Source organism: Niastella caeni, from assembly GCF_004834005.1.
Classification (GTDB): Bacteria; Bacteroidota; Bacteroidia; order Chitinophagales; family Chitinophagaceae; genus Niastella; species Niastella caeni.
In genome coordinates, this window is record NZ_STFF01000012.1 from 36,028 (window position 1) to 55,290 (window position 19,263).

Consider the following 19,263-nt stretch of genomic DNA (forward strand, 5'->3'; position numbering starts at 1 on the left):
ACAAATTGCCTATTGCCTATTGTCTATTGGTTGCTTCCCTGCAACACTAACTGCTACAACAAAAATTATCATGCGCATTATATCGGCGAACATTATAATAATACTTTTTTGTTGTTGAATTTGTTGCGACAGGCCAGATTGGTAGCCTGCAATTGCTTCCATAAAAACCACCATCCCAAAATAACACAGCAGGCCACCCGCTACCCAGAAGGCGGGCTCGTTTATCAGTACAATGTGCCGGTTGCTGATCACCTGGAACAATACTACAAATGCAAGCAGGGTAAGAATTGCAGCCTGTACAACAGTCATTATGCCCGGGAAGGCCATGATGCCTTTTAGCGAGTATATTGTAATAACCACCGAAAGAAACGATACCAGGAACATATTCATAATATCTTTTCCCTGGCCGGAGGGGATCATTAATTTGAACAGGTAAAAAACCAGGGTAAATTCAACCAGCTTGCAACTGGTATAAAGGGCGGGAGAACCGGGTTGTATGAAATAAAGCGTGAGGTATTGAAGGAATACAAACAGGCAAAGAATTCTCAGGACGTTAAGTATAGCAGAAACAGCTACTTTACGAACAAATAGAGTGCAAACGGGTAGTAATGATAATAGCATTACCACCAGCGGCAGGGCAATAAATATACTTCCACCGGTTTCTACCATGGTCAAACAGTTCGGGGCCAAACCGGTTCTTCATAGGGAGTTCTATTATTTTTGACGCTGGAAAAAAGGGTATCAACATAATGCCGGCTATTAAACGTTAAACAAATAATACATACGATCCGTTATTTGTCAAAGATTGCCGGGAGTTTAATCAATCAGGTTATTCTTAACTGCAAAAAAAACCAGGCCTGCCGTGTTTTTAGCGCCAAAGCGTTCCATCAACCTGTCTTTGATCGCTTCAACAGTCCGCGGACTTACCTCTAATTTTTGTGCAATTTCATGGGCGGTAAACTCCATGCAAATATATTTGATCACATCACGCTCTCGGTCGCTCAGGGTAATCTCGTTGTTTAAACTTGGTACCACTTTAACCCGGGCGTGTGATTTTTTTAATAGTATCCTGTTTACAAAGTTGTTCAGGTAATAACCCTTGCTCATCACCTCCATGATCGCCTTCTTTATTTCTGAAGGGTCGGCGCTTTTTAGCAGGTATCCATTGGCGCCTATTTCCATCATGTGGCTCACAAACCGTTCGTCTTCATACATGGTAAGAGCAATTACATGAATATTAGGATATTGGCGGGCAATAACTTTGGTGGTTTCAATGCCATCTTTTAACGGCATTCGCAGGTCCATCAAAATTACATCGGGTTGTTCAGGTGCAGTTGGTAAATTGTCCAACAGTTCCTGACCGTTTTCTGCTTCGAGTACGAATTTAATATTTGTATAAGGCCTTAACGACAATATTACTCCTTTTCGGAATATTTTGTGGTCATCAGCAATAGCCACTTTTATAGGTCCCATCTGTTTATGATATTGGCAAAACTAAATTACTAAAATTCTTCAGTGTTTAGGCATTCAGGGGGTATTGCATCTATGCATCAGTGTAAACACTTAGTTGGCCCCGCTATTTATGTTCGTAGCCCTTATCAAAATATGAACCAATTATTCTATATCTGTGGTGCTACCGGTTCTTCCTCCAGTCTTGGAATTTCGATAGTAACCTTATAGTACGTTTGCGAAATATCTTTTTCAAAATAAATGCGTCCGTGCAGCAACTTCAGCCTGCTTTGGATGTTTTTCAATCCCAATCCCACATTCACACTACTTTTATTCAGTTTATCGAAATCGGCCTGCGTAATACCACGGCCGTCATGATGGAGGCGAATATACAATTTATTACCACTCAGGTTTTGCGTAAGGTGAATAAAACTGGCGTTACTGTGCTTCAGAATGTTATTTACCAGTTCCTGTATAACCCTGAAAATGATCAATTCCTGATCTGCGTGCAGGCGTTCGCGGTAATCATGAAAGCGGCAACTGGCATTCATACTGCCCGAGCCGCTGATCTTCTGAAATAGGTCGTTCACGGCAGATTCCAACCCGAAGTTTTTCAGGGTAGGGGGCATAAGGCTATGCGAAATGTTGCGTATAAGCTGAATGGTATCATCGATGATCTGCTTGGCATTGTAAATACTTTGCAGTTGTGTTGTTTTATCGAGATTGACCAGGTTTTCGTTCAGGTATAAACGCGCTGTAGCCAGCAGCGGGCCGGCGTCGTCGTGTAAGTCGGCCGCAATGCGTTGCCGCTCTTCTTCCTGCAAGCGGATAGAAGCGTTCAGCAGCACTTTTTGTTGCTCCTGCTCCATATGCTGTAATTGCATCTGGTAACGAATCACCTTTCGCTGGTGAAAAATAATGAAGACGATGAGGCCTATGGTAAGGACAAGCATGCCAATGGTACCAAAAAACAGTACCAGTGAAACAGGCGTACCAGGGCTATTGACTTGCAGGATTATCATTTCGGTTAGGGCATGCAATGTTAAAAATGTTTTTCCAGATAACTCTCAAATCCTGTATAGGTACCTGGTGAGAACTTATCAGATCTGTCTTTTAGTAATAATCCTATCGAAAAAACAATGTTTTTTAATAATAAAAATGAGTTATTGATTAATATATAATTTTTACCAAAGTCCGGATCTCCAAAATAGGCTTCTGCTGAAATGAAAAGAAAAAATGTTCCTGTATAATAAATCAACAAACTGGCAACTACCCAAAATTTATCCAGCGTATAGATAAAAAGGACCCTTGGTTTTTTTATCTGCTCAAAAAGATAAAGTATAGCACTGATAATGATAAAGATGGCTTCTATTGATGATGGTATTGAGTCAAAAGACTTGGGGGGCGATATTATATAATCATAAGTAGCATACAGGAATAACAGAATATAAGTGATGATAATTAATCTTTTGGTTAAAACGGAAGAGATGTTTTTGTAAAAAAACAAGGCAACCAATGAATAGCCCAGGATGGTGAATAATCGATAAAGGAAATAGATATTTAAACCTATAAAATTATTCCAGCCATTGATGATAAGTAAGTTGGTAAGAAATGAATAGAAATTAAAAAAAAACAATACCCACAATCCCTTGTCTTTATGTTTTGAGATCATAAAGACAAAAATGATTGCAGGTATTATATCTGAGTAAATTGATAAGTAATCAAATATTACCTTCAAATATTAAGAATTTAATCAAATATAGAAAGTAATATCAAAAGAACAAAGTACTGTGGGGCTCAATATGTTACTCGAAAAACTCCCACCAGGTTTCAAATCCGCCATCATCTGCAGGACGTACTTTATCAGCAACAATGCCTTTTTCTTCTGCTAAAAATCCCTGATTGTTAACTGATTTGTAAGAAACCATAGGAGTTCCGTTTGCGTCAAGACCAACATAAACCAGGGTTTTTTGGCCTGATTCGTTAATGGCATTGTAGAACTGGATGCCAACACAGCCCGGTTGAGCCAGAATTTGATTGATAATTTCTTTTCCGATGATGTAGGATTTTACGTCGGCCGGATGGGCTTTCACATAATCCCTGATCATTTGTGCGCCTAATTCATGGGTAATTTCTTCACCAATCGTAGCAATGTTACGTTTAGTGAGGAGTTCAGTTTGCATCATAGTAGTAAGTTTTTAGAGGTTGTAAATAGTGGTTCCGAAGAGTAAGAAACCTCCAAAAAAAAAGATATACAACGGGTTGCGTACACCCATAAATGGTGTAATTTTGCGTGTAATGCTCTATGGGTCTACGTTTCGGGGGATTTTTCTAAGAAATATTACGATAAAAAATGAAGGAATTTTTCTAGTTATTTACCGTATATTTACTATAGTAAAAGTTCATATGACCTTCTCCAATGAAGGAATTGTTCACAAATGTGGATAAGTGAAAATGCTTAAGTAGTGAAGGAATTTTACTTAAGTAGTGTAGGATTTTAAAAACGGGGCCAAGTATAGTAGCAGCTCTTGCAATAAAAAAATTTTCCTTTTCTTATTTACAGGTTTAACTGATTGCAAATACTACTGAAAAACAGGGATCAACTGAACTGTGTTTTCGAAAGGGTGTGATTTCTTGTTGTTAGGATGAGGTAATTGCTTGAAGGAAGTGCGGCGAAAACAAAAGAAGAAGTTGACTGATATTGGATTTGACAGGTGGCATTCATAAGATCGTTGGAAATTATTTTTTAGGACGGTGATCAGAATATTGGATGTTTTAAGGTTGTCGTCCTTATCAATCAACTTCTGAAACAAAAATAGTTGGCCACCCGTCTGTTCGCAATAGCGGAATTGCTCTTTTTTAAATGTTCGGGAATTACCGGTAATTACGTAAAAGCTTCGTGTGAAAACTGGTACTATTTCGATTGATCCTGGTAAACTAACGTTTACAGAGTGAGTGGAATCGTTTTTTTATACGATATTGCCTGAAGGTTAGGGCCCCTTATGGTGTTATTATACTAGTCAGGGGTGAAACGGTAACGACGGGCGTATTGTACCTGAAACGGAACAACTTATAACCCATTAATAAGCCAACCTTACCCATTATGAGCACTGAACTGGTTATCAAAGTAGCACTTGCCGACGATCATAAGATTTTTCGCGACGGCATTAAGATGGCTCTGAAAGGAAAAGAGTACCTGAAGATTCTTTGGGAAGCCGAAGATGGTAAAGATCTCATGCATAAAATGCAGATCAAGAAACCGGATGTTTTACTGATGGATATTCGCATGCCCGAAGTTGATGGGGTGAATGCTATTGGTATTCTGCGTAAAGAATATAGTGATGTAAAGATCGTAGTACTTACCATGTACGACGAACAGGAGATGATTACCAAAATGATGGAAATGGGCGCCAATGCTTATCTCACCAAAACCTCTGATCCTGAGGAGATCTATCAGGCTATACTCACCTGCATGAATGATGACTTTTACTTTAATGACCTTGTTAATAAAGCGGTACTGTCGAAATTGCAAACCAAAAAGCAGGTCAGGCAGTTCTATCCCAATCCCGTAAAATTCTCCGAAAAAGAAATTCGCATACTTAAGCTGCTGGCCGCAGATAAAACCACCGAGGAAATTTCGAAAGAAGTGTTCCTGAGCCCCCGCACTATTGAAACCATTCGCCAGAATATGAAATCGAAAGTAGGAGCGAAAACCATTGCCGGGCTTATCATGTATGGTATGCGTAATAAGCTGATCGATTAAGAACAACCGGGACCATCCTTACAAACCTACCCACCTGAAAGAGGCATTTACCAGCCTTATCCTCCCCCTGGCTTTTTACATCTCAAACGATTGTTGTTTTTAAATACCTTGCAGTGAATTTTTAATTTTATCTCAGCATGCAGGCGCCGGTTTCATATAAATTATTGAAGCAGCAACTTTGGTTGTCGGCTCACAGATGTGTTTTTTGGGAAGAGGAAAAAGCGCTCATTGTATCGGACCTGCATTTTGGCAAGACCGGACATTTTCGCAAATCGGGTATTGCCGTACCGCAGGCCGTGTATAAAGAAGACCTGCATCGGCTGGTGCACCTCCTGCAATATTTTCAACCCCGGCTGTTGATCGTGGTAGGCGACCTGTTTCATAGCCACCAGAACAAGGAACTGGAGTTGTTTAAACGGTGGCGGCACGATTTTCCTGATCTGCCTGTTCACCTGATAAAAGGCAACCATGATATTCTGCACGAAAGCTGGTACCGGCAATGTAACATTCTTGTAACAGAGGAAGAACTACAACTCGGTTGTTTCCGGTTCCGGCACGACCTGGATGAAGCGGTTCCCCATAACAACGCGTATTTTTTTTCAGGTCATATTCATCCTGGTGTTCGAATAAAGGGGGCGGCCAAACAATCGCTTAGTTTTCCCTGTTTTTACTTTGCAAAAGCGTTTTGCGTGCTGCCGGCATTCAGCCGGTTCACCGGTATTGCCCTGGTGCGGCCGGAATATGAGGAAAATGTATTTGCTATCGTAAACGATCAGATTGTACAACTGCAATGAGCCCCACACCCCCTGCTTTAAAAATTGCGTTCGATCCTATTTATGCGCACCCGCTGCCGGAAGGGCATCGCTTTCCCATGCTTAAATATGAATTGATTCCCGAACAATTGCTGTATGAAGGTACCATATCCAGTAATAACCTGTTTGCGCCTGCGCCTTGTGCTGATGAAATAGTACTATGGACACACTCACCCGAATATGTTCAAAAACTGCATCAGCAAACGTTATCGGCCCGTGAACAACGGCATATTGGTTTTCCACAATCGCCCCAACTTACCCGGCGTGAATTTGTGATCGCTCAGGGTACCATCGATTGCTGTTATCATGCATTTGCGCATGGCGTATCGCTGAATGTAGCTGGTGGCACTCACCATGCATTTGCCAATAGGGGAGAAGGCTTTTGCTTGTTGAATGATTTTGCCGTAGCTGCTAATTATCTGCTTAAAAAAGAGCTGGCGCAAAAAATATTGATCGTTGACCTGGATGTGCACCAGGGAAATGGTACGGCCAGTTTATTTGAGCATGAACCCCGGGTGTTTACTTTCAGTATGCATGGTGCCCACAATTATCCATTTCACAAAGAAAAGAGCGACTTGGATATAGCACTGAACGATGGCACAGAAGATGGTCTGTATTTAAGCCTGTTGCAAAACACGCTGCACACCCTGCTGGATCAGTTGGAGCCTGATTTTGTTTTTTATTTATCGGGGGTAGATATTTTGTCGACCGATAAATTCGGTAAGCTGAAAATAAGCATGGAAGGATGCAGGCAACGCGATGAATTGGTTTTTTCACAATTGAAACTACATGGTATTCCGTGCGTAGTTGCTATGGGGGGCGGTTATTCGCCCAATATCAAAACCATTGTAGAAGCGCATTGTAATACGTTCAGGGTGGCGAAAGATATTTATAGTTTGTAGTTTATGGTTTATAGTTTGTGGTTCTTTTATTCAAAGCTCAAACTTCCTTTTATGCCTCGTTGCCTTTGTATTACTACTTTCCTTTCTAATTCTTCAATCCTCATTTTTTACTTATTATTCCTAGTTGCTGGTAATTGAGGAAATAAATAAACCGGATGGTAAACTCATTGCCATGTGGGGAGCGGAATAATTGCCGGGTATTGTTGACATAATTATTATGCGAACTGCCATTGATATAATATTCGTAATCTTTACCCAGCCAGTTCTTCCAACCCAGTATTAAGCGGCTGCCTAACCGAAAATCCCAGGTATAGAATACATCAAGGTTAAAGGCATTGTAATTAATGTTGTATTCGCCTGGGATCAGGTCGGTCCTTTCTGTCCAGTACCCATCCTCATGAATATTAAACAGGTTGGTATTCTGCAGGCGGTTCCAGTAATGGCGGGCCCTGAACGTCAGGTTCATGCGCGATGTAAAATTGTACACGCCGCTGATAACAGAGGTAACATCGGCATATTTACGGCGGGCCAGGATCGGCGCTGTGGTTATGGGGTCGCGGATAAAAGCATACCCGTACTGGCCATTATCATATTGGCGTCTATAGCTCATTTCAAGCATAAGCCGGTCGCTGAACCGGTAACGGACTGCTAATTGAAGAAAATAATAAGGATCATTGGGCAAGGGGCCTTCGGCGCCGCCGATTAGCCAGCTTACAATTAAAGGTTTGCGGTTATCGGTGTTTCCCTCTACAGACAAATTATAATATGGCGAGCGTTTTAATGGTTGCCGTGGTGTTTGAAATAAGCTTGAGGGCGTTTGCATTTCAAAGAAATCGTTATACCACCGGGGCGCCACATCAGCCATGAGTGCCAGGCTCCAGAAGTTTTTTAGTAACCAGGAAGCGGAGGCTTCGAATGTGGTTTTTTGATAAGAGAAAGGTTTAAACAGGTAATCCTGCTTTACTGCCATTTTATAACTCTGGTTTAAAAAGGAGCGTGATGCCTGGTAGATGTTATAACTAACTGAACCGGTATTTGAAAAGAGGTTAGGTGATAACTGAAACCCCAAATCGTTGGGATCGTATTGAGCCGATTTCAATTCATTGATGAATGAATATTGCAGGTTGCCGCTTACTTTTCCTGCTTCTAAATAATTGGCAAAGCCTTCATACCGGCCCGGCGCGTCATATACCACACTGTAGCGCGGTTTTATTACCAGCCCATACTGGTTGGCTTTATCGTACAGGGCAACATCAAGCGCGGTTACATTGGCATCGCGTTCGAGTCCGTTGCGCAGCACATTGGTATTGGTAAATGTAATGTATGAGCGGTTCCTTAGAGCCTGATCGAGCACGATAATATTGTAATTGGAAAGCGGTTCCGTGATCACGATAGAATCTTTGCCGGTGCCCTTGTTGCGCAATTTCGCCTTTACATTTTCTGTTACTGCATTAAAAACGCCGATCCCCAGGTTGTTGCCCGTTCGCCCGCTGAACTTCACTGCGTTATATAACCGGGTTACGGATGGATTTTTCAATAACTGATAACCGTCCAATTCACCGTTACGTACCTGTTCTTGCAGGGAATCATATTTGTCGGGCGTTTTACCAATCCGGCGCGAATAGAAGATGCCGGCTTTATTGAACAGCTCTGTTCCTTCAGTAAAAAAAGGCCGGTTTTCGCGGAACCTGATCTCGAACGGACTAAGGTTATTGACCACATTATCTGAGATCACCTGGCCGAAGTCGGGAATAAGCGTAGCATCGAGCGTAAAACTTTCATTGATACCGTATTTTACATCCATGCCTCCGCTTTTCAGCGTTTCATATTCCTGCGTGCTGTTGAGATGTGGTGTTTGCCGATAGCCGCCGCTCACATATGGCGAAAAGCTAAGGCGCAATGGGGGCACCAGGTTGTTGAACCCGGATATATCTCCAAACTGATTGGCAAAGCCGCTTACGGCCGGGTTCACCGGGTTCCAAAATGAAGTTTCATTGAACCGGCGGCTGAAGCGCATAAACTGGATGCCCCAATCGGAATCTGATTTGCGTGAAAAGCGAATGGAGAAAAGCGGTATGCGCATTTCAACGATCCAGCCATCGGCACAAAAGCCCACTTTACTATCCCAAACAGCATCCCAGCTTACATCGCCATAGGTGCCTTCGGCCCCCGTAAAATTGGGGCTCACCCGGGCGTCTGTTTGCACATTGCGGGCTGTAACCAGGAACTGGAAGGCATTCTGCCGGTCTTTATAAGTATCTAGAAAAACAGAAAAATAATCTACGTTCGCCCGTTGCACATTATCGCGGGTAGTGAACTGGCGACGTATTTCAGCAGGGTCGTCGTACAGGTACGCGCCTATATAAATGGAGTTGTTATCGTACACTACCCGTACGGTTGTTCTTACCGCAGCAGGGTTGCCATACACCGGCGTATTGGTAATAAAATCATAAGCAACAGGAGCCTGTTGCCAGGCGGAGTCATCCAATGAGCCATCTACCCTTGGGGCATGAACCACCTTTATAGCCTGGGAGATCTTAGGCTGAGCCTGTAACAGCCCGGCATAAGCCAATAGCAGTAATATAACAACCAGGCCTTTAAGCATAGGTCATTTTAAGGGTGGCAAAAATAGCCGAATTTACATTTTGAAAAAGAGTCATATAAAATAATACCGTTTTTCGAAAACCTGCATTGGTCATTCCCCGGCGTATTACAACGCCGTATATCCGCCGCCCGGTGGAATTATTATCCCATCTCCTTGATGTACAAAGTATTTATTGGCGCAGACGGGTTAGCATTATCCCCAGCTAACCTTGAACTAGGAAAGGAAAGTATTACAAATTACCGGTGGGAATGTCTGATCGCGCATAGACAGCCCTTCAAATATCGCTCAATATAAGAAGTTCATGACAATTAGAATAACGAAATAGCTGCCTGGGAGTTAGTTCTTAAGTTCTCAGTTCTCAGTTCGTAGTTCTCAGTTAATAGTTCTTAGTTCGGAGTTGTTAGTTCATTAGTTCTTGAGTTATTAAATTCCTAGTTCTGGGTTCGCAGTTTTTTGTTCTTAGTTCTTAGCTTTTAGTTTGGGTGATTAGGTATCCGATTCCAGGTATGGTGTACTGAATACGGTTGAACGCCAGGTTGCAGGCCCGTAAGCCGAAGCCTGGTTACCGGTTAAAATTATATCCGGATCAACTTATGAACTTGTTCACCTGTCAACCTGTAAACAGTCAATCAGTTTATCTTCTTCTTCAAATAGCTTACCTGTTCCTGTAATGTATTAACCACATTGGCTAGTTGATTTACATTCCAGTGAGGTTGTGCGTTGGCCTTTCCAAGGATCATTGTGGCTTTCCATATTTCCAGTATGTCTTCGCCATTTACCTGGTAAGGTTGATAAGTAGGGTTATCGCTCACAAGGGTATATTTGTTCTTTGAGCGGTTATTCTTCATTACCCTTTTATATACAATGCCTTCGTTGCGCGATACAACTATATAGGTGAAACTGTTTTTAACATCGTTGATGTCATCTACCTTTTCGCCCACAATGATCGATCCGCTGGGAGTCGGCAGCATGGAATCGCCCACAATTTCAAAAGCGCGGTACTGGCCGGGCGCCAGCATGGGCAGGGTGAAGGTATTCAATTCATCAATAAACTCAGGATCGGCATAGCCAGCTAAATAACCGGCAGCGGCTTTAACCGGTACAAACTGTATTTCATTGGTGCCGGCAGCCAGTTTTTGTGCACGTCGCTTGGCCAGGTAATTACCTTTTGATTCTGACAGATCTTTCAACAGCAATTCATCCAGCGTCAACTTAAATAGCTCACCAACCAGTTCAAGTACATCTATACGGGGTTCTGCCCGCTCTTCTTCATAAGCGCCCAGCAGTGAACGTTTGATCTGTAATTTGGTGGCAAATTCTTCCTGTGTCCACCCACGCAGCTTGCGTAAATATTTCAGGTTTTTACCGGCTGTAGACATAGACTAATATGTTTAGCGCTAAAATACTAATTATTTTATCATAATGGATAAAATGAAGGGATTAAAATTTCATTTGGAGCATATTATTTGGTCATCCTATCTTTGCACATGGCAACAAGAATTACCGCTCCACAGAAAAAATCTCCTAGGTCAAGTAAGTTTTTTGGTGAAGGTTTAACGTTCGATGACGTTTTGCTGGTTCCCGCTTATTCGCAAGTATTACCCCGGGAAGTTGAAATCCGCACCTGGCTTACCAAGAACATTCAATTAAATATTCCCATGTTATCGGCTGCTATGGATACGGTAACAGAGGCAAACCTGGCTATTGCCCTGGCCCGCGAAGGCGGTTTGGGTATTCTGCACAAGAATATGAGCATAGAAAAACAGGTTGAGCAGGCGCGGAAAGTAAAAAGAAGTGAAAGCGGACTCATTCTTGAACCTATTACCCTGCACGAAGAAGCTACCATTGCCGATGCGCAGCGGTTGATGAAAGAAAACAGGATCGGCGGCATTCCCATCGTTGATAATAATAAGAAGCTGGTTGGTATTTTAACTAACCGCGATCTGCGTTTTGAAACGGATAGCAAGCGCATTGTGAGTGAGGTTATGACCCGCGAAAACCTCATCACCGCGCCCGAAGGCACTACGCTTAAAAAAGCAGAAAAGATTTTACAACAACATAAGATTGAAAAGTTACCGGTTGTCAGAAAAGACGGTACCTTGTTTGGACTGATCACTTACCGCGATATTCTGCAGGTGGTAAGCTATCCCAATGCCGTAAAGGATTCGTACGGACGTTTACTGGTGGGGGCAGCGCTGGGTATTACCCGTGACCTGCTCGACCGTGCAGCCGCCCTGCAACAGATCGGGGTTGATGTGGTTTGTTTAGACAGTGCGCATGGTCATAGCAAAGGCGTGATCGATGCATTGAAAACACTGAAGAAGAATTTTAAGAAACTGCAGGTTATTTCGGGTAATGTAGGAACTGCCGCTGGCGCCAAAGCCCTGGCTGAAGCAGGCGCTGACGCAGTAAAAGTTGGGATTGGCCCCGGTTCTATTTGTACAACCCGTATTGTTGCCGGAGCAGGCGTTCCACAGATCACCGCTATTATGGAAGCGGCTTCTGTACTGCATAAAATGGGCGTTCCATTAATTGCGGATGGCGGTATCCGGTATACCGGCGATATGGTGAAGGCACTGGCCGCCGGCGCTAATTTGGTAATGATGGGAAGCATTTTTGCCGGAACCGAAGAAAGCCCGGGCGAAACCATTATTTACGAGGGAAGAAAATTCAAACAATACCGCGGCATGGGTTCGCTGGGGGCAATGAGCCAGGGGAGTGGTGACCGGTATTTCCAGGATGTGGAAGCTGATATTAAAAAATATGTGCCCGAAGGCATTGAAGGCCGGGTGGCATTTAAAGGAAGCCTGAGTGAGATCGTGTATCAATACGTTGGTGGTTTAAGATCGGGGATGGGATATTGTGGTGCGAAAGATATTAAAGCATTACAGCAGGCCCAATTTGTACGCATTACCAATGCCGGTATGAAAGAAAGCCACGCACACGATATTGAGATCACCCGGGAAGCACCGAATTACAGCAGAAGATAATTCAGTTACCAGTTGCCGGTTTCCAGTCACCGGGTAAAGAATTCGGAGGTGTCGATTGCCCATAAAGTGATCGAAACTCAAGTGCTGGGAACCGGTAACCGGTAACTGGTAACATTGATTCTAAAATCATCCTGATGAAGCTGAGTAGATTATTACTATTTCTTTTCCCGCTCTTCTGTTTATCTGCCGCCGCTCAACCCGATACCAGCCATTTGCGCATTAGTTTACTTACCTGTAGTCCCGGTGCTGAATTATATTCAACATTCGGGCATACGGCCATCCGGGTTACAGACAGCGCCCGCCGAATTGATATGGTATATAATTACGGCACGTTCGATGATAGTGATCCCAATTTTTATGCGAAGTTTACCAGGGGCATCATGGTTTATGCGCTTTCCCGTCACCCCTATCAACAATTTTTAGCGGCATACTATGAGGAAAAACGTTCGGTTATTGAGCAGACCCTGCAACTAACCGGCGATCAAAAACAACGATTGAATGCAGCCCTGAAACTAAATGCGCTGGAGAAAAACCGGTATTACAATTATTATTTTCATACCGATAATTGCACTACCCGCGCCAGGGATATGATCGTTCAAAAAACAGGCGCTTCGGTAGTCTTTAATAATATTTTACCCGAAAAGCGGCCCACCTTCCGGAATTTAATTCATTCCTACCTCGATAAAGCCGGGCAGAACTGGAGCAAACTCGGAATCGACCTGTTATTAGGTAGTAACCTCGATTTACAGGTAACGAATGAACAGGCGATGTTCCTGCCCGATTACCTGTTGAATGGCTTTGACAATGCAACGGCCGATGGGCACCCCCTGGTAGCCCAAAAACAGGCTGCGCTGATTGTTACGCCCGAGCCGCCATCCATTACATTGTTTACACCAATATTTGTTTTTTCGGCCCTGTTTACAATAATCAGCCTGCTGTCGTTCAGTACCAACATCAGGGCGCGGCAGTTTTTGAATGTATTCGATAGTGTGTTTTTTCTATTGGTGGGTTTTATTGGTACATTGATCATAACTTTGGGGGCCATACGCATTGACAACGTTTGCCAGAGTAATTACAACGCTATTTGGGCATTGCCAACCCATTTGCCTATTGCGTTTGTTGTATACCTGAAAAGAAAATGGCTGCAGTATTACTTCCGCAGTGTTTTCGTGCTCACCATTTTATTTGCCGTTTGCTGGTTTTTTATTCCGCAACAAATAAACATGGCCGTATTACCGGTATTAGGCATAATTGCCATGCGCAGTTACTTCCGGGGAAATTTGCCGGTGAAGAAGCGCGCTGCATCCAATACAACCAATGTGTTTCGTAGTTCCAAAACGATAAACATGGAACTTTAGTAACTTGCCGTCATGGCAACAGAAAACAATATCCTCATCGATGGCAAGCCGGTGTTTTATCGGGTAGAAGGAAAAGGGCAACCGGTGGTGCTGGTGCATGGTTTTTCAGAAGATGGCACCGTATGGGAAAACCAGGTGGAATACCTGAAAAGTAAATTTCAACTCATCATCCCCGATCTTCCGGGAAGCGGTAAATCCTCACCCTTCGATTACGCTCAGGGCGAAGCCATTTGGTCAATGGAGTATTTCGCCGAATGCATTCGCGCCATTTTAGATAAGGAAAATATTGCCGCAGCCAGTATGATCGGCCATAGCATGGGCGGGTATATTACATTGGCATTTGCCGAGGCCTGGCCCCACAGGCTGCAATCGTTTGGCTTATTTCATTCTACCGCTTTTGCCGATAGCGAAGAAAAAAAGACCGCCCGCCGCCGGGGAATTGAATTTATTCAGCAAAACGGCGCTGCTAAATTTCTAGAACAATCCATCCCCAATCTTTTCTCGGAAGCAACAAAAAAGCGCCAACCCGAATTGGTGGGTAAAATTCTTGGCCGGTTTTCCAACTTTATTGGCCAATCACTCGTAAATTACTATAAGGCCATGATGGTGCGTGCAGATAGAACACATGTGCTCAAAAAATTTCCCCGCCCGGTATTATTCATTATGGGTAAACACGATACCGCAGTACCTTATGAGCAAGGGCTGCAACAGTGTTACATGCCGGGATTGTCCTATATACATACATTGGAACATTCGGGACATATGGGAATGTGGGAGGAACCTGTACTTAGCAATGTTTTTATGGAAGAATTTTTGATGCATGGCCAATTTGCATAACGTAAATGACGTTGTTTACGAGCTGAATGAGAAAAGTCCTGGCGATAGCTTTGATGTTGTTTGGAACGATCCAATCCCTGTTTGCAGAGCATATTAAGGGAGGGGAGATGTATTATGAGTACCTGGGACCGGGCAGTGACGCCAATTCGTCAGAATACAGGGTCACGTTGAAATTATACATCGATTGTAATGCCACCAGCGGCGGACAACTGGATAATTCAATATGGCTGACCGTTTTTGATAAAAGCAATAATCGCCAAATCGCCAGTCCATTTAACGCACCTACCACGGGCGATCAATTCCTGCGATTCGATGCAGCCTCTAATCCCTGTATCAACAACCCGCCCACCGATGTTTGTTACCGCGTGCGATCATTTTCCACTACCATCACATTGCCCATAAATGCCAGCGGCTACACCATTGCCTACCAACGTTGTTGCCGTATTGACAATATCGTTAACCTGACGCCGCGTAGTAATTCAGCAGGAGCTACCTATATGTGCGAAATTCCGGGAACCAATTCGTTGCCTGAAGCGTATAAAAATTCAAGTCCCCGGTTTTTGCCCAACGATGCCACCGCCATTTGCCGCGGCAGCAACTTTACATTGAGTTTTGCCGCTACTCAACCCGACAATACCGACTCGGTGGCTTATACTTTTTGCAGTGGTTTTTTAGGTGCTTCCACAGGAAACCCCAATCCAACTACCGCTTCGTCGCCGCCGTATTTCAATTTAAATTACCAGTCGCCTTATAACGGAAATTCGCCATTGGGCGACCGGGTGAAAATAGATTCCAAAACAGGTTTGATCAGTGGCATGGCGCCAAATACCATCGGGCAGTATGTTATCACTGTTTGCGCTTATGAATACCGGCAAGGCGTATTGATCAATATTCATCGCAAGGACGTGCATGTAAAAGTGTCGGATTGCATTCCGCTGGAAGCATTATTAAAACCAAATTATTCTTATTGCGATGACTTCCTGGTAACGTTCAAGAATGAACAGGTGAACCCAACCGGTTCTGTATATACCTGGGATTTTGGCGATGGATCGCCTGTTATGACCACCACCGACATCGAAGGCCGGGTGCAGCACCAATATGCCGATACCGGCACCTATACTGTTAAATTGAAAGTGGTTTTGGCCGGACAGTGTGAAGATGAAACCGTAACGTTAGCGAAAGTATATCCGGGTTTCTACCCCGCGTTCAGGGTACAGGGCACCTGCGTATTGTTGCCACTACAGTTTATTGATCTTACTAATTCAAGATATGGCACGGTTGCTAAATGGAGTTGGGATTTTGGTGACGAAACCACCGGTGCCGATGTCTCTAATTTGCAAAACCCTACCTGGAAATACAGCACCACCGGTGTAAAAACAGTGACCCTGACGGTAGAAAGCGATAAGGGGTGTATGGGAACAATAACCGGCACCGCCGATGTACGAGACAGGCCGCCGATCACCCTGCCATTTACAGATACATTGATCTGCAGTATAGATACATTACAACTACATGCCAACGGCAACGGCAATTTTTCCTGGTCGCCGATGTATAATATCCTGAATGAAAATACGCCCACCCCGTTGGTATGGCCTAAAACCACCACTACCTATGCGGTAACGTTAAACGAAAATGGTTGTGTGAATACAGCTAACGTGCGGGTACGGGTAGTTGATTTTGTAACCCTGGATGCAGGTGTTGACAGCACCATTTGTTTGACAGATACCATTCAATTAAATCCACAAACCGATGGGTTGAGGTTTGAATGGACGGCCAATGTACCAGGGTATATGAGTAACCCGAATGTTAAACAACCGCTGGTAAGGCCATCGGCTACTACAACGTACCATGTGGTGGCTCATATTGGTAAGTGTAGTACTGCGGATGATGTAACCATTCGCACCATACCATATCCCATTGCCCGGGTGGCTGCCGATACCCTCATTTGCTATGATGATACTGCCAGTATCTACGGCAGCATGGTGGGAGCCCGGTTTGCCTGGAACCCGATCAGTACATTAAGCGATCCTAATAGTTTGAACACGTTGGCCTGGCCCAAAAGAACTACTTCGTATGTGCTTAGCGTATACGACACGTTGGGGTGCCCGAAGCCGGGAAGAGATACTATTGTGGTGAACGTGAAAGATGAAATTTTTGCCTTTGCAGGCAATGATACATCTATTGTAGTTGGCCAGCCGTTGTTGCTACATGGTCGCGGCTCCGATTTTTATGAATGGCAACCGCCATTACACCTCAATCGCAACGATATTGCCAGGCCCGTTGCCATGCTGGATGATAATTTTTCGTACCAGTTAAAGGCATATACAGCAGAAGGATGTTACGACCTGGATACCATCAATATCAAAGTATTTAAAACGGCGCCCGATATTTTTGTTCCCAATGCCTTCAGACCGGGTGGTAATCGCAACAATGTATTGCGGCCTATACCGGTAGGAATTGCCACGCTTGATTTCTTCTGTGTGTATAACCGGTGGGGGCAAATGGTATACAAAAGCAATTCACCTGAAGCAGGGTGGGACGGCTCCATAGCCGGCAAGCCGCAGGACGCCGGTACTTATGTATGGATGGCCCGCGGAACAGATTATACCGGTAAGATGGTGATGAGAAGAGGGACGGCAATTTTATTGAGATAAATGAAGAATTAGAAAGGAAATGAGGAATGAAAAAGTGGCAAACCTGGGAATGTCGAATGTTGAATATTCAATGTTGAATGAAGAAGTGAAAACGCTTAACGCCGCACACTGCAAGCTGCAAGCAAAAATCAATTTTCAATCTATAATCTACAATTGGCAATCTGCAATAGACAACTGGCATCCTGCCGTACTTTACTTACTTTCGTGATCAAATTTACCGTTCATGAAAACAGTTCTGATCACCGGCGCTACATCGGGTTTTGGAAAAGCGATGGCTGAAAAATTTGCCTCCCATAATAACAACGTAATTATTACAGGCCGCCGGGCCGATCGCCTTGAAGCACTGGCAAAAGATTTAATAGCCACTTATAAAGTGCAGGTGCATTCACTGGTATTTGATGTACGCGACCGCAAAGCTGTGTTTTCTGCTATTGAGCAACTCCCGCCTGCCTTTAAAAAAATTGATATCCTCATTAATAACGCCGGGCTTGCTCTTGGCCGCGATTATTTCGAAGATGCGGAAACCGAAGATTGGGAAATCATGCTCGACACCAATGTAAAAGGTGTAATGTATGTAACCAAAGCGGTGTTGCCCGGGATGATCGAAAGAAAACAGGGCCATATCATCAACATGGGCTCCATTGCCGGTAAGGAAGTATACGAAAAAGGGAACGGGTATTGCGCTTCAAAATATGCACTCGATGCTTTGTCGCAATCTATGCGCGTTGACCTGGTAAGGCATAAAATAAAAGTTACCGCCATTCACCCCGGCGCTGCGGAAACTGAATTTTCGATGGTGCGATTTAAAGGCAACACTGCTGCTGCCGATAAAATGTATGAAGGCTATCAACCACTCTCTGCTGCCGATGTAGCTGATGTAGTGTATTATACGGCCACTTTACCAGCGCATGTATGTATCAATGATCTGGTATTAACCTGCCTGGCCCAGGCGAATTCCTTCTACTTAAATAAGTAAATTTTCACTGGTAGTTTTTTGCTTTGGGTAGTATTTTTCTTGCGTAGTAATGGTTTACCCATATAGGAATTCTAAATGTTTGATACATAGAACATTTAGAATATGTGAAATGTTAGTAAAAGCACTTGCAGGTACCACCATTTTATGTAGTTTTATACTCGCACTATTTCCAAAATCCTGCTTAAAGCCAATAACTATGGTTAAAGTCCTATGCGCATGCCTTTTTGCGTGCATTTGCTTACTGTTTCCCCCCTCATTACGGGCACAAAATGATGTGATCCGGCTTCAAAGTTGTGAAGGCAATCCTTATCAGCATACTATTGACAGTTTAAAAAAGGCGAGTTCCGAACAGGGTTATGTACTGTTACGGGAAGCATCTGTACAAATGGAAAGCGAGTATGAAATGCCGGTAGTTTTACCAATGCAGGCTGGTACTGTTTACCAGTTTGTTTTCATTGGCGATCCTACTTCCAGGTTGTATGAAGTGAGAATGTATGACTGGAATGAACGGCAGGTTGTATATAAAAAGAACCAGTGGGGCGATGTGGATGGTAATGTTATCAGCTACACCTATACGCCGCAGTTTAGCGAATACCACATGATAAAACCGGTGCAGGTAAATAAGAATAAAAAGAAATTATGCGGTTATGTGATGTTGTTGAAAAAACCGGAGCCTACAGCGAAGAAGTAAGAATACAGCTGCAGGCTGCACGTTTCAAGCCGCAGGCTAGAAGGGGTTGAAAGGTATAGATATTAAATTATAAATATCAAGGTGAGCTGCCTTCAAGGGTGGCTCACCTTTTTATATTGTTAGATGGTTCGACGGCTTGATGGCTTGGGCTGCAAATCATTCAACAATCAAGCAATCCAACAATCAAACCATTAAAAAAGGAGGGTCGCTTTTAAAAACGACCCTC

Annotated in this window: 16 protein-coding genes; 9 read left to right on the forward strand and 7 right to left on the reverse strand. The window is 43.6% G+C overall.

Going from position 1 to position 19,263, the window contains the following annotated elements:
- Positions 1 to 9: 9 nt before the first annotated feature.
- The 5 genes from FAM09_RS27705 to FAM09_RS27725 form a co-directional block, all read right to left on the reverse strand.
- Entirely contained in the window at positions 10 to 669 is a 660-nt protein-coding gene (locus FAM09_RS27705; protein WP_136580421.1) for a hypothetical protein, read from the reverse strand.
- A 147-nt stretch (positions 670 to 816) separates the two neighbouring features.
- Entirely contained in the window at positions 817 to 1,473 is a 657-nt protein-coding gene (locus tag FAM09_RS27710) for a response regulator transcription factor (protein ID WP_081167365.1), read from the reverse strand.
- Positions 1,474 to 1,619: 146 nt separating this feature from the next.
- Entirely contained in the window at positions 1,620 to 2,471 is an 852-nt protein-coding gene (locus tag FAM09_RS27715; RefSeq protein WP_136580422.1) for a sensor histidine kinase, read from the reverse strand.
- 20 nt (positions 2,472 to 2,491) lie between these two features.
- Positions 2,492 to 3,121 carry a hypothetical protein gene (locus FAM09_RS27720; RefSeq protein ID WP_136580423.1) on the reverse strand — a complete coding sequence of 210 codons (630 nt, stop codon included), beginning with the start codon at positions 3,119 to 3,121 and terminating at the stop codon, positions 2,492 to 2,494.
- A gap of 133 nt (positions 3,122 to 3,254) precedes the next feature.
- Positions 3,255 to 3,635 (reverse strand): hypothetical protein, encoded by a 381-nt coding sequence (locus FAM09_RS27725; RefSeq protein WP_136580424.1) that lies wholly within the window; start codon positions 3,633 to 3,635, stop codon positions 3,255 to 3,257.
- 917 nt (positions 3,636 to 4,552) lie between these two features.
- Here FAM09_RS27725 and FAM09_RS27730 point away from each other — a divergent pair.
- The 3 genes from FAM09_RS27730 to FAM09_RS27740 all read left to right on the forward strand — a co-directional run bounded on the left by FAM09_RS27730 (position 4,553) and on the right by FAM09_RS27740 (position 6,926).
- Positions 4,553 to 5,212: a response regulator transcription factor gene (locus tag FAM09_RS27730; RefSeq protein ID WP_081149760.1), complete on the forward strand. Its 660-nt coding sequence runs from the start codon at positions 4,553 to 4,555 to the stop codon at positions 5,210 to 5,212.
- Between the two features lie 137 nt (positions 5,213 to 5,349).
- Positions 5,350 to 6,006: a ligase-associated DNA damage response endonuclease PdeM gene (gene pdeM / locus FAM09_RS27735; protein WP_136580425.1), complete on the forward strand. Its 657-nt coding sequence runs from the start codon at positions 5,350 to 5,352 to the stop codon at positions 6,004 to 6,006.
- A complete protein-coding gene (locus tag FAM09_RS27740; protein ID WP_136580426.1) occupies positions 6,003 to 6,926 on the forward strand; it encodes a histone deacetylase family protein in 924 nt (307 codons plus the stop codon). The genes pdeM and FAM09_RS27740 overlap by 4 nt, the downstream gene beginning before the upstream one ends.
- A gap of 100 nt (positions 6,927 to 7,026) precedes the next feature.
- Here FAM09_RS27740 and FAM09_RS27745 read toward each other — a convergent pair whose 3' ends face one another.
- Positions 7,027 to 9,531: a DUF5916 domain-containing protein gene (locus FAM09_RS27745; RefSeq protein WP_136580427.1), complete on the reverse strand. Its 2,505-nt coding sequence runs from the start codon at positions 9,529 to 9,531 to the stop codon at positions 7,027 to 7,029.
- 629 nt (positions 9,532 to 10,160) lie between these two features.
- Positions 10,161 to 10,910 (reverse strand): XRE family transcriptional regulator, encoded by a 750-nt coding sequence (locus FAM09_RS27750; RefSeq protein ID WP_136580428.1) that lies wholly within the window; start codon positions 10,908 to 10,910, stop codon positions 10,161 to 10,163.
- Between the two features lie 108 nt (positions 10,911 to 11,018).
- Here FAM09_RS27750 and guaB point away from each other — a divergent pair, with 108 nt between their 5' ends.
- From guaB to FAM09_RS27780, 6 genes are all read left to right on the forward strand, one after another.
- Positions 11,019 to 12,521 (forward strand): IMP dehydrogenase, encoded by a 1,503-nt coding sequence (guaB, locus tag FAM09_RS27755; protein WP_136580429.1) that lies wholly within the window; start codon positions 11,019 to 11,021, stop codon positions 12,519 to 12,521.
- A 134-nt stretch (positions 12,522 to 12,655) separates the two neighbouring features.
- A complete protein-coding gene (locus tag FAM09_RS27760; protein WP_136580430.1) occupies positions 12,656 to 13,879 on the forward strand; it encodes an Lnb N-terminal periplasmic domain-containing protein in 1,224 nt (407 codons plus the stop codon).
- 12 nt (positions 13,880 to 13,891) lie between these two features.
- Positions 13,892 to 14,716, forward strand: coding sequence for an alpha/beta fold hydrolase (locus FAM09_RS27765; protein WP_136580431.1), 825 nt, complete (start codon positions 13,892 to 13,894; stop codon positions 14,714 to 14,716).
- Between the two features lie 26 nt (positions 14,717 to 14,742).
- Entirely contained in the window at positions 14,743 to 17,370 is a 2,628-nt protein-coding gene (locus tag FAM09_RS27770) for a PKD domain-containing protein (protein ID WP_136580432.1), read from the forward strand.
- A gap of 223 nt (positions 17,371 to 17,593) precedes the next feature.
- Positions 17,594 to 18,346 carry an SDR family NAD(P)-dependent oxidoreductase gene (locus FAM09_RS27775; RefSeq protein WP_136580433.1) on the forward strand — a complete coding sequence of 251 codons (753 nt, stop codon included), beginning with the start codon at positions 17,594 to 17,596 and terminating at the stop codon, positions 18,344 to 18,346.
- A gap of 274 nt (positions 18,347 to 18,620) precedes the next feature.
- Complete coding sequence (locus FAM09_RS27780; protein ID WP_136580434.1) at positions 18,621 to 19,037, forward strand: hypothetical protein; 417 nt, start codon at positions 18,621 to 18,623, stop codon at positions 19,035 to 19,037.
- Positions 19,038 to 19,263: the final 226 nt, after the last annotated feature.

What these genes read in the sequence shown, in the direction of transcription:
- FAM09_RS27705 (WP_136580421.1), bottom strand. Translation starts at nt 669, where the DNA reads ATGGTAGAAACCGGTGGAAGTATATTTATTGCCCTGCCGCTGGTGGTA.
- FAM09_RS27710 (WP_081167365.1), bottom strand. Translation starts at nt 1,473, where the DNA reads ATGGGACCTATAAAAGTGGCTATTGCTGATGACCACAAAATATTCCGA.
- FAM09_RS27715 (WP_136580422.1), bottom strand. Translation starts at nt 2,471, where the DNA reads ATGATAATCCTGCAAGTCAATAGCCCTGGTACGCCTGTTTCACTGGTA.
- FAM09_RS27720 (WP_136580423.1), bottom strand. Translation starts at nt 3,121, where the DNA reads ATGATCTCAAAACATAAAGACAAGGGATTGTGGGTATTGTTTTTTTTT.
- FAM09_RS27725 (WP_136580424.1), bottom strand. Translation starts at nt 3,635, where the DNA reads ATGATGCAAACTGAACTCCTCACTAAACGTAACATTGCTACGATTGGT.
- FAM09_RS27730 (WP_081149760.1), top strand. Translation starts at nt 4,553, where the DNA reads ATGAGCACTGAACTGGTTATCAAAGTAGCACTTGCCGACGATCATAAG.
- pdeM (WP_136580425.1), top strand. Translation starts at nt 5,350, where the DNA reads ATGCAGGCGCCGGTTTCATATAAATTATTGAAGCAGCAACTTTGGTTG.
- FAM09_RS27740 (WP_136580426.1), top strand. Translation starts at nt 6,003, where the DNA reads ATGAGCCCCACACCCCCTGCTTTAAAAATTGCGTTCGATCCTATTTAT.
- FAM09_RS27745 (WP_136580427.1), bottom strand. Translation starts at nt 9,531, where the DNA reads ATGCTTAAAGGCCTGGTTGTTATATTACTGCTATTGGCTTATGCCGGG.
- FAM09_RS27750 (WP_136580428.1), bottom strand. Translation starts at nt 10,910, where the DNA reads ATGTCTACAGCCGGTAAAAACCTGAAATATTTACGCAAGCTGCGTGGG.
- guaB (WP_136580429.1), top strand. Translation starts at nt 11,019, where the DNA reads ATGGCAACAAGAATTACCGCTCCACAGAAAAAATCTCCTAGGTCAAGT.
- FAM09_RS27760 (WP_136580430.1), top strand. Translation starts at nt 12,656, where the DNA reads ATGAAGCTGAGTAGATTATTACTATTTCTTTTCCCGCTCTTCTGTTTA.
- FAM09_RS27765 (WP_136580431.1), top strand. Translation starts at nt 13,892, where the DNA reads ATGGCAACAGAAAACAATATCCTCATCGATGGCAAGCCGGTGTTTTAT.
- FAM09_RS27770 (WP_136580432.1), top strand. Translation starts at nt 14,743, where the DNA reads ATGAGAAAAGTCCTGGCGATAGCTTTGATGTTGTTTGGAACGATCCAA.
- FAM09_RS27775 (WP_136580433.1), top strand. Translation starts at nt 17,594, where the DNA reads ATGAAAACAGTTCTGATCACCGGCGCTACATCGGGTTTTGGAAAAGCG.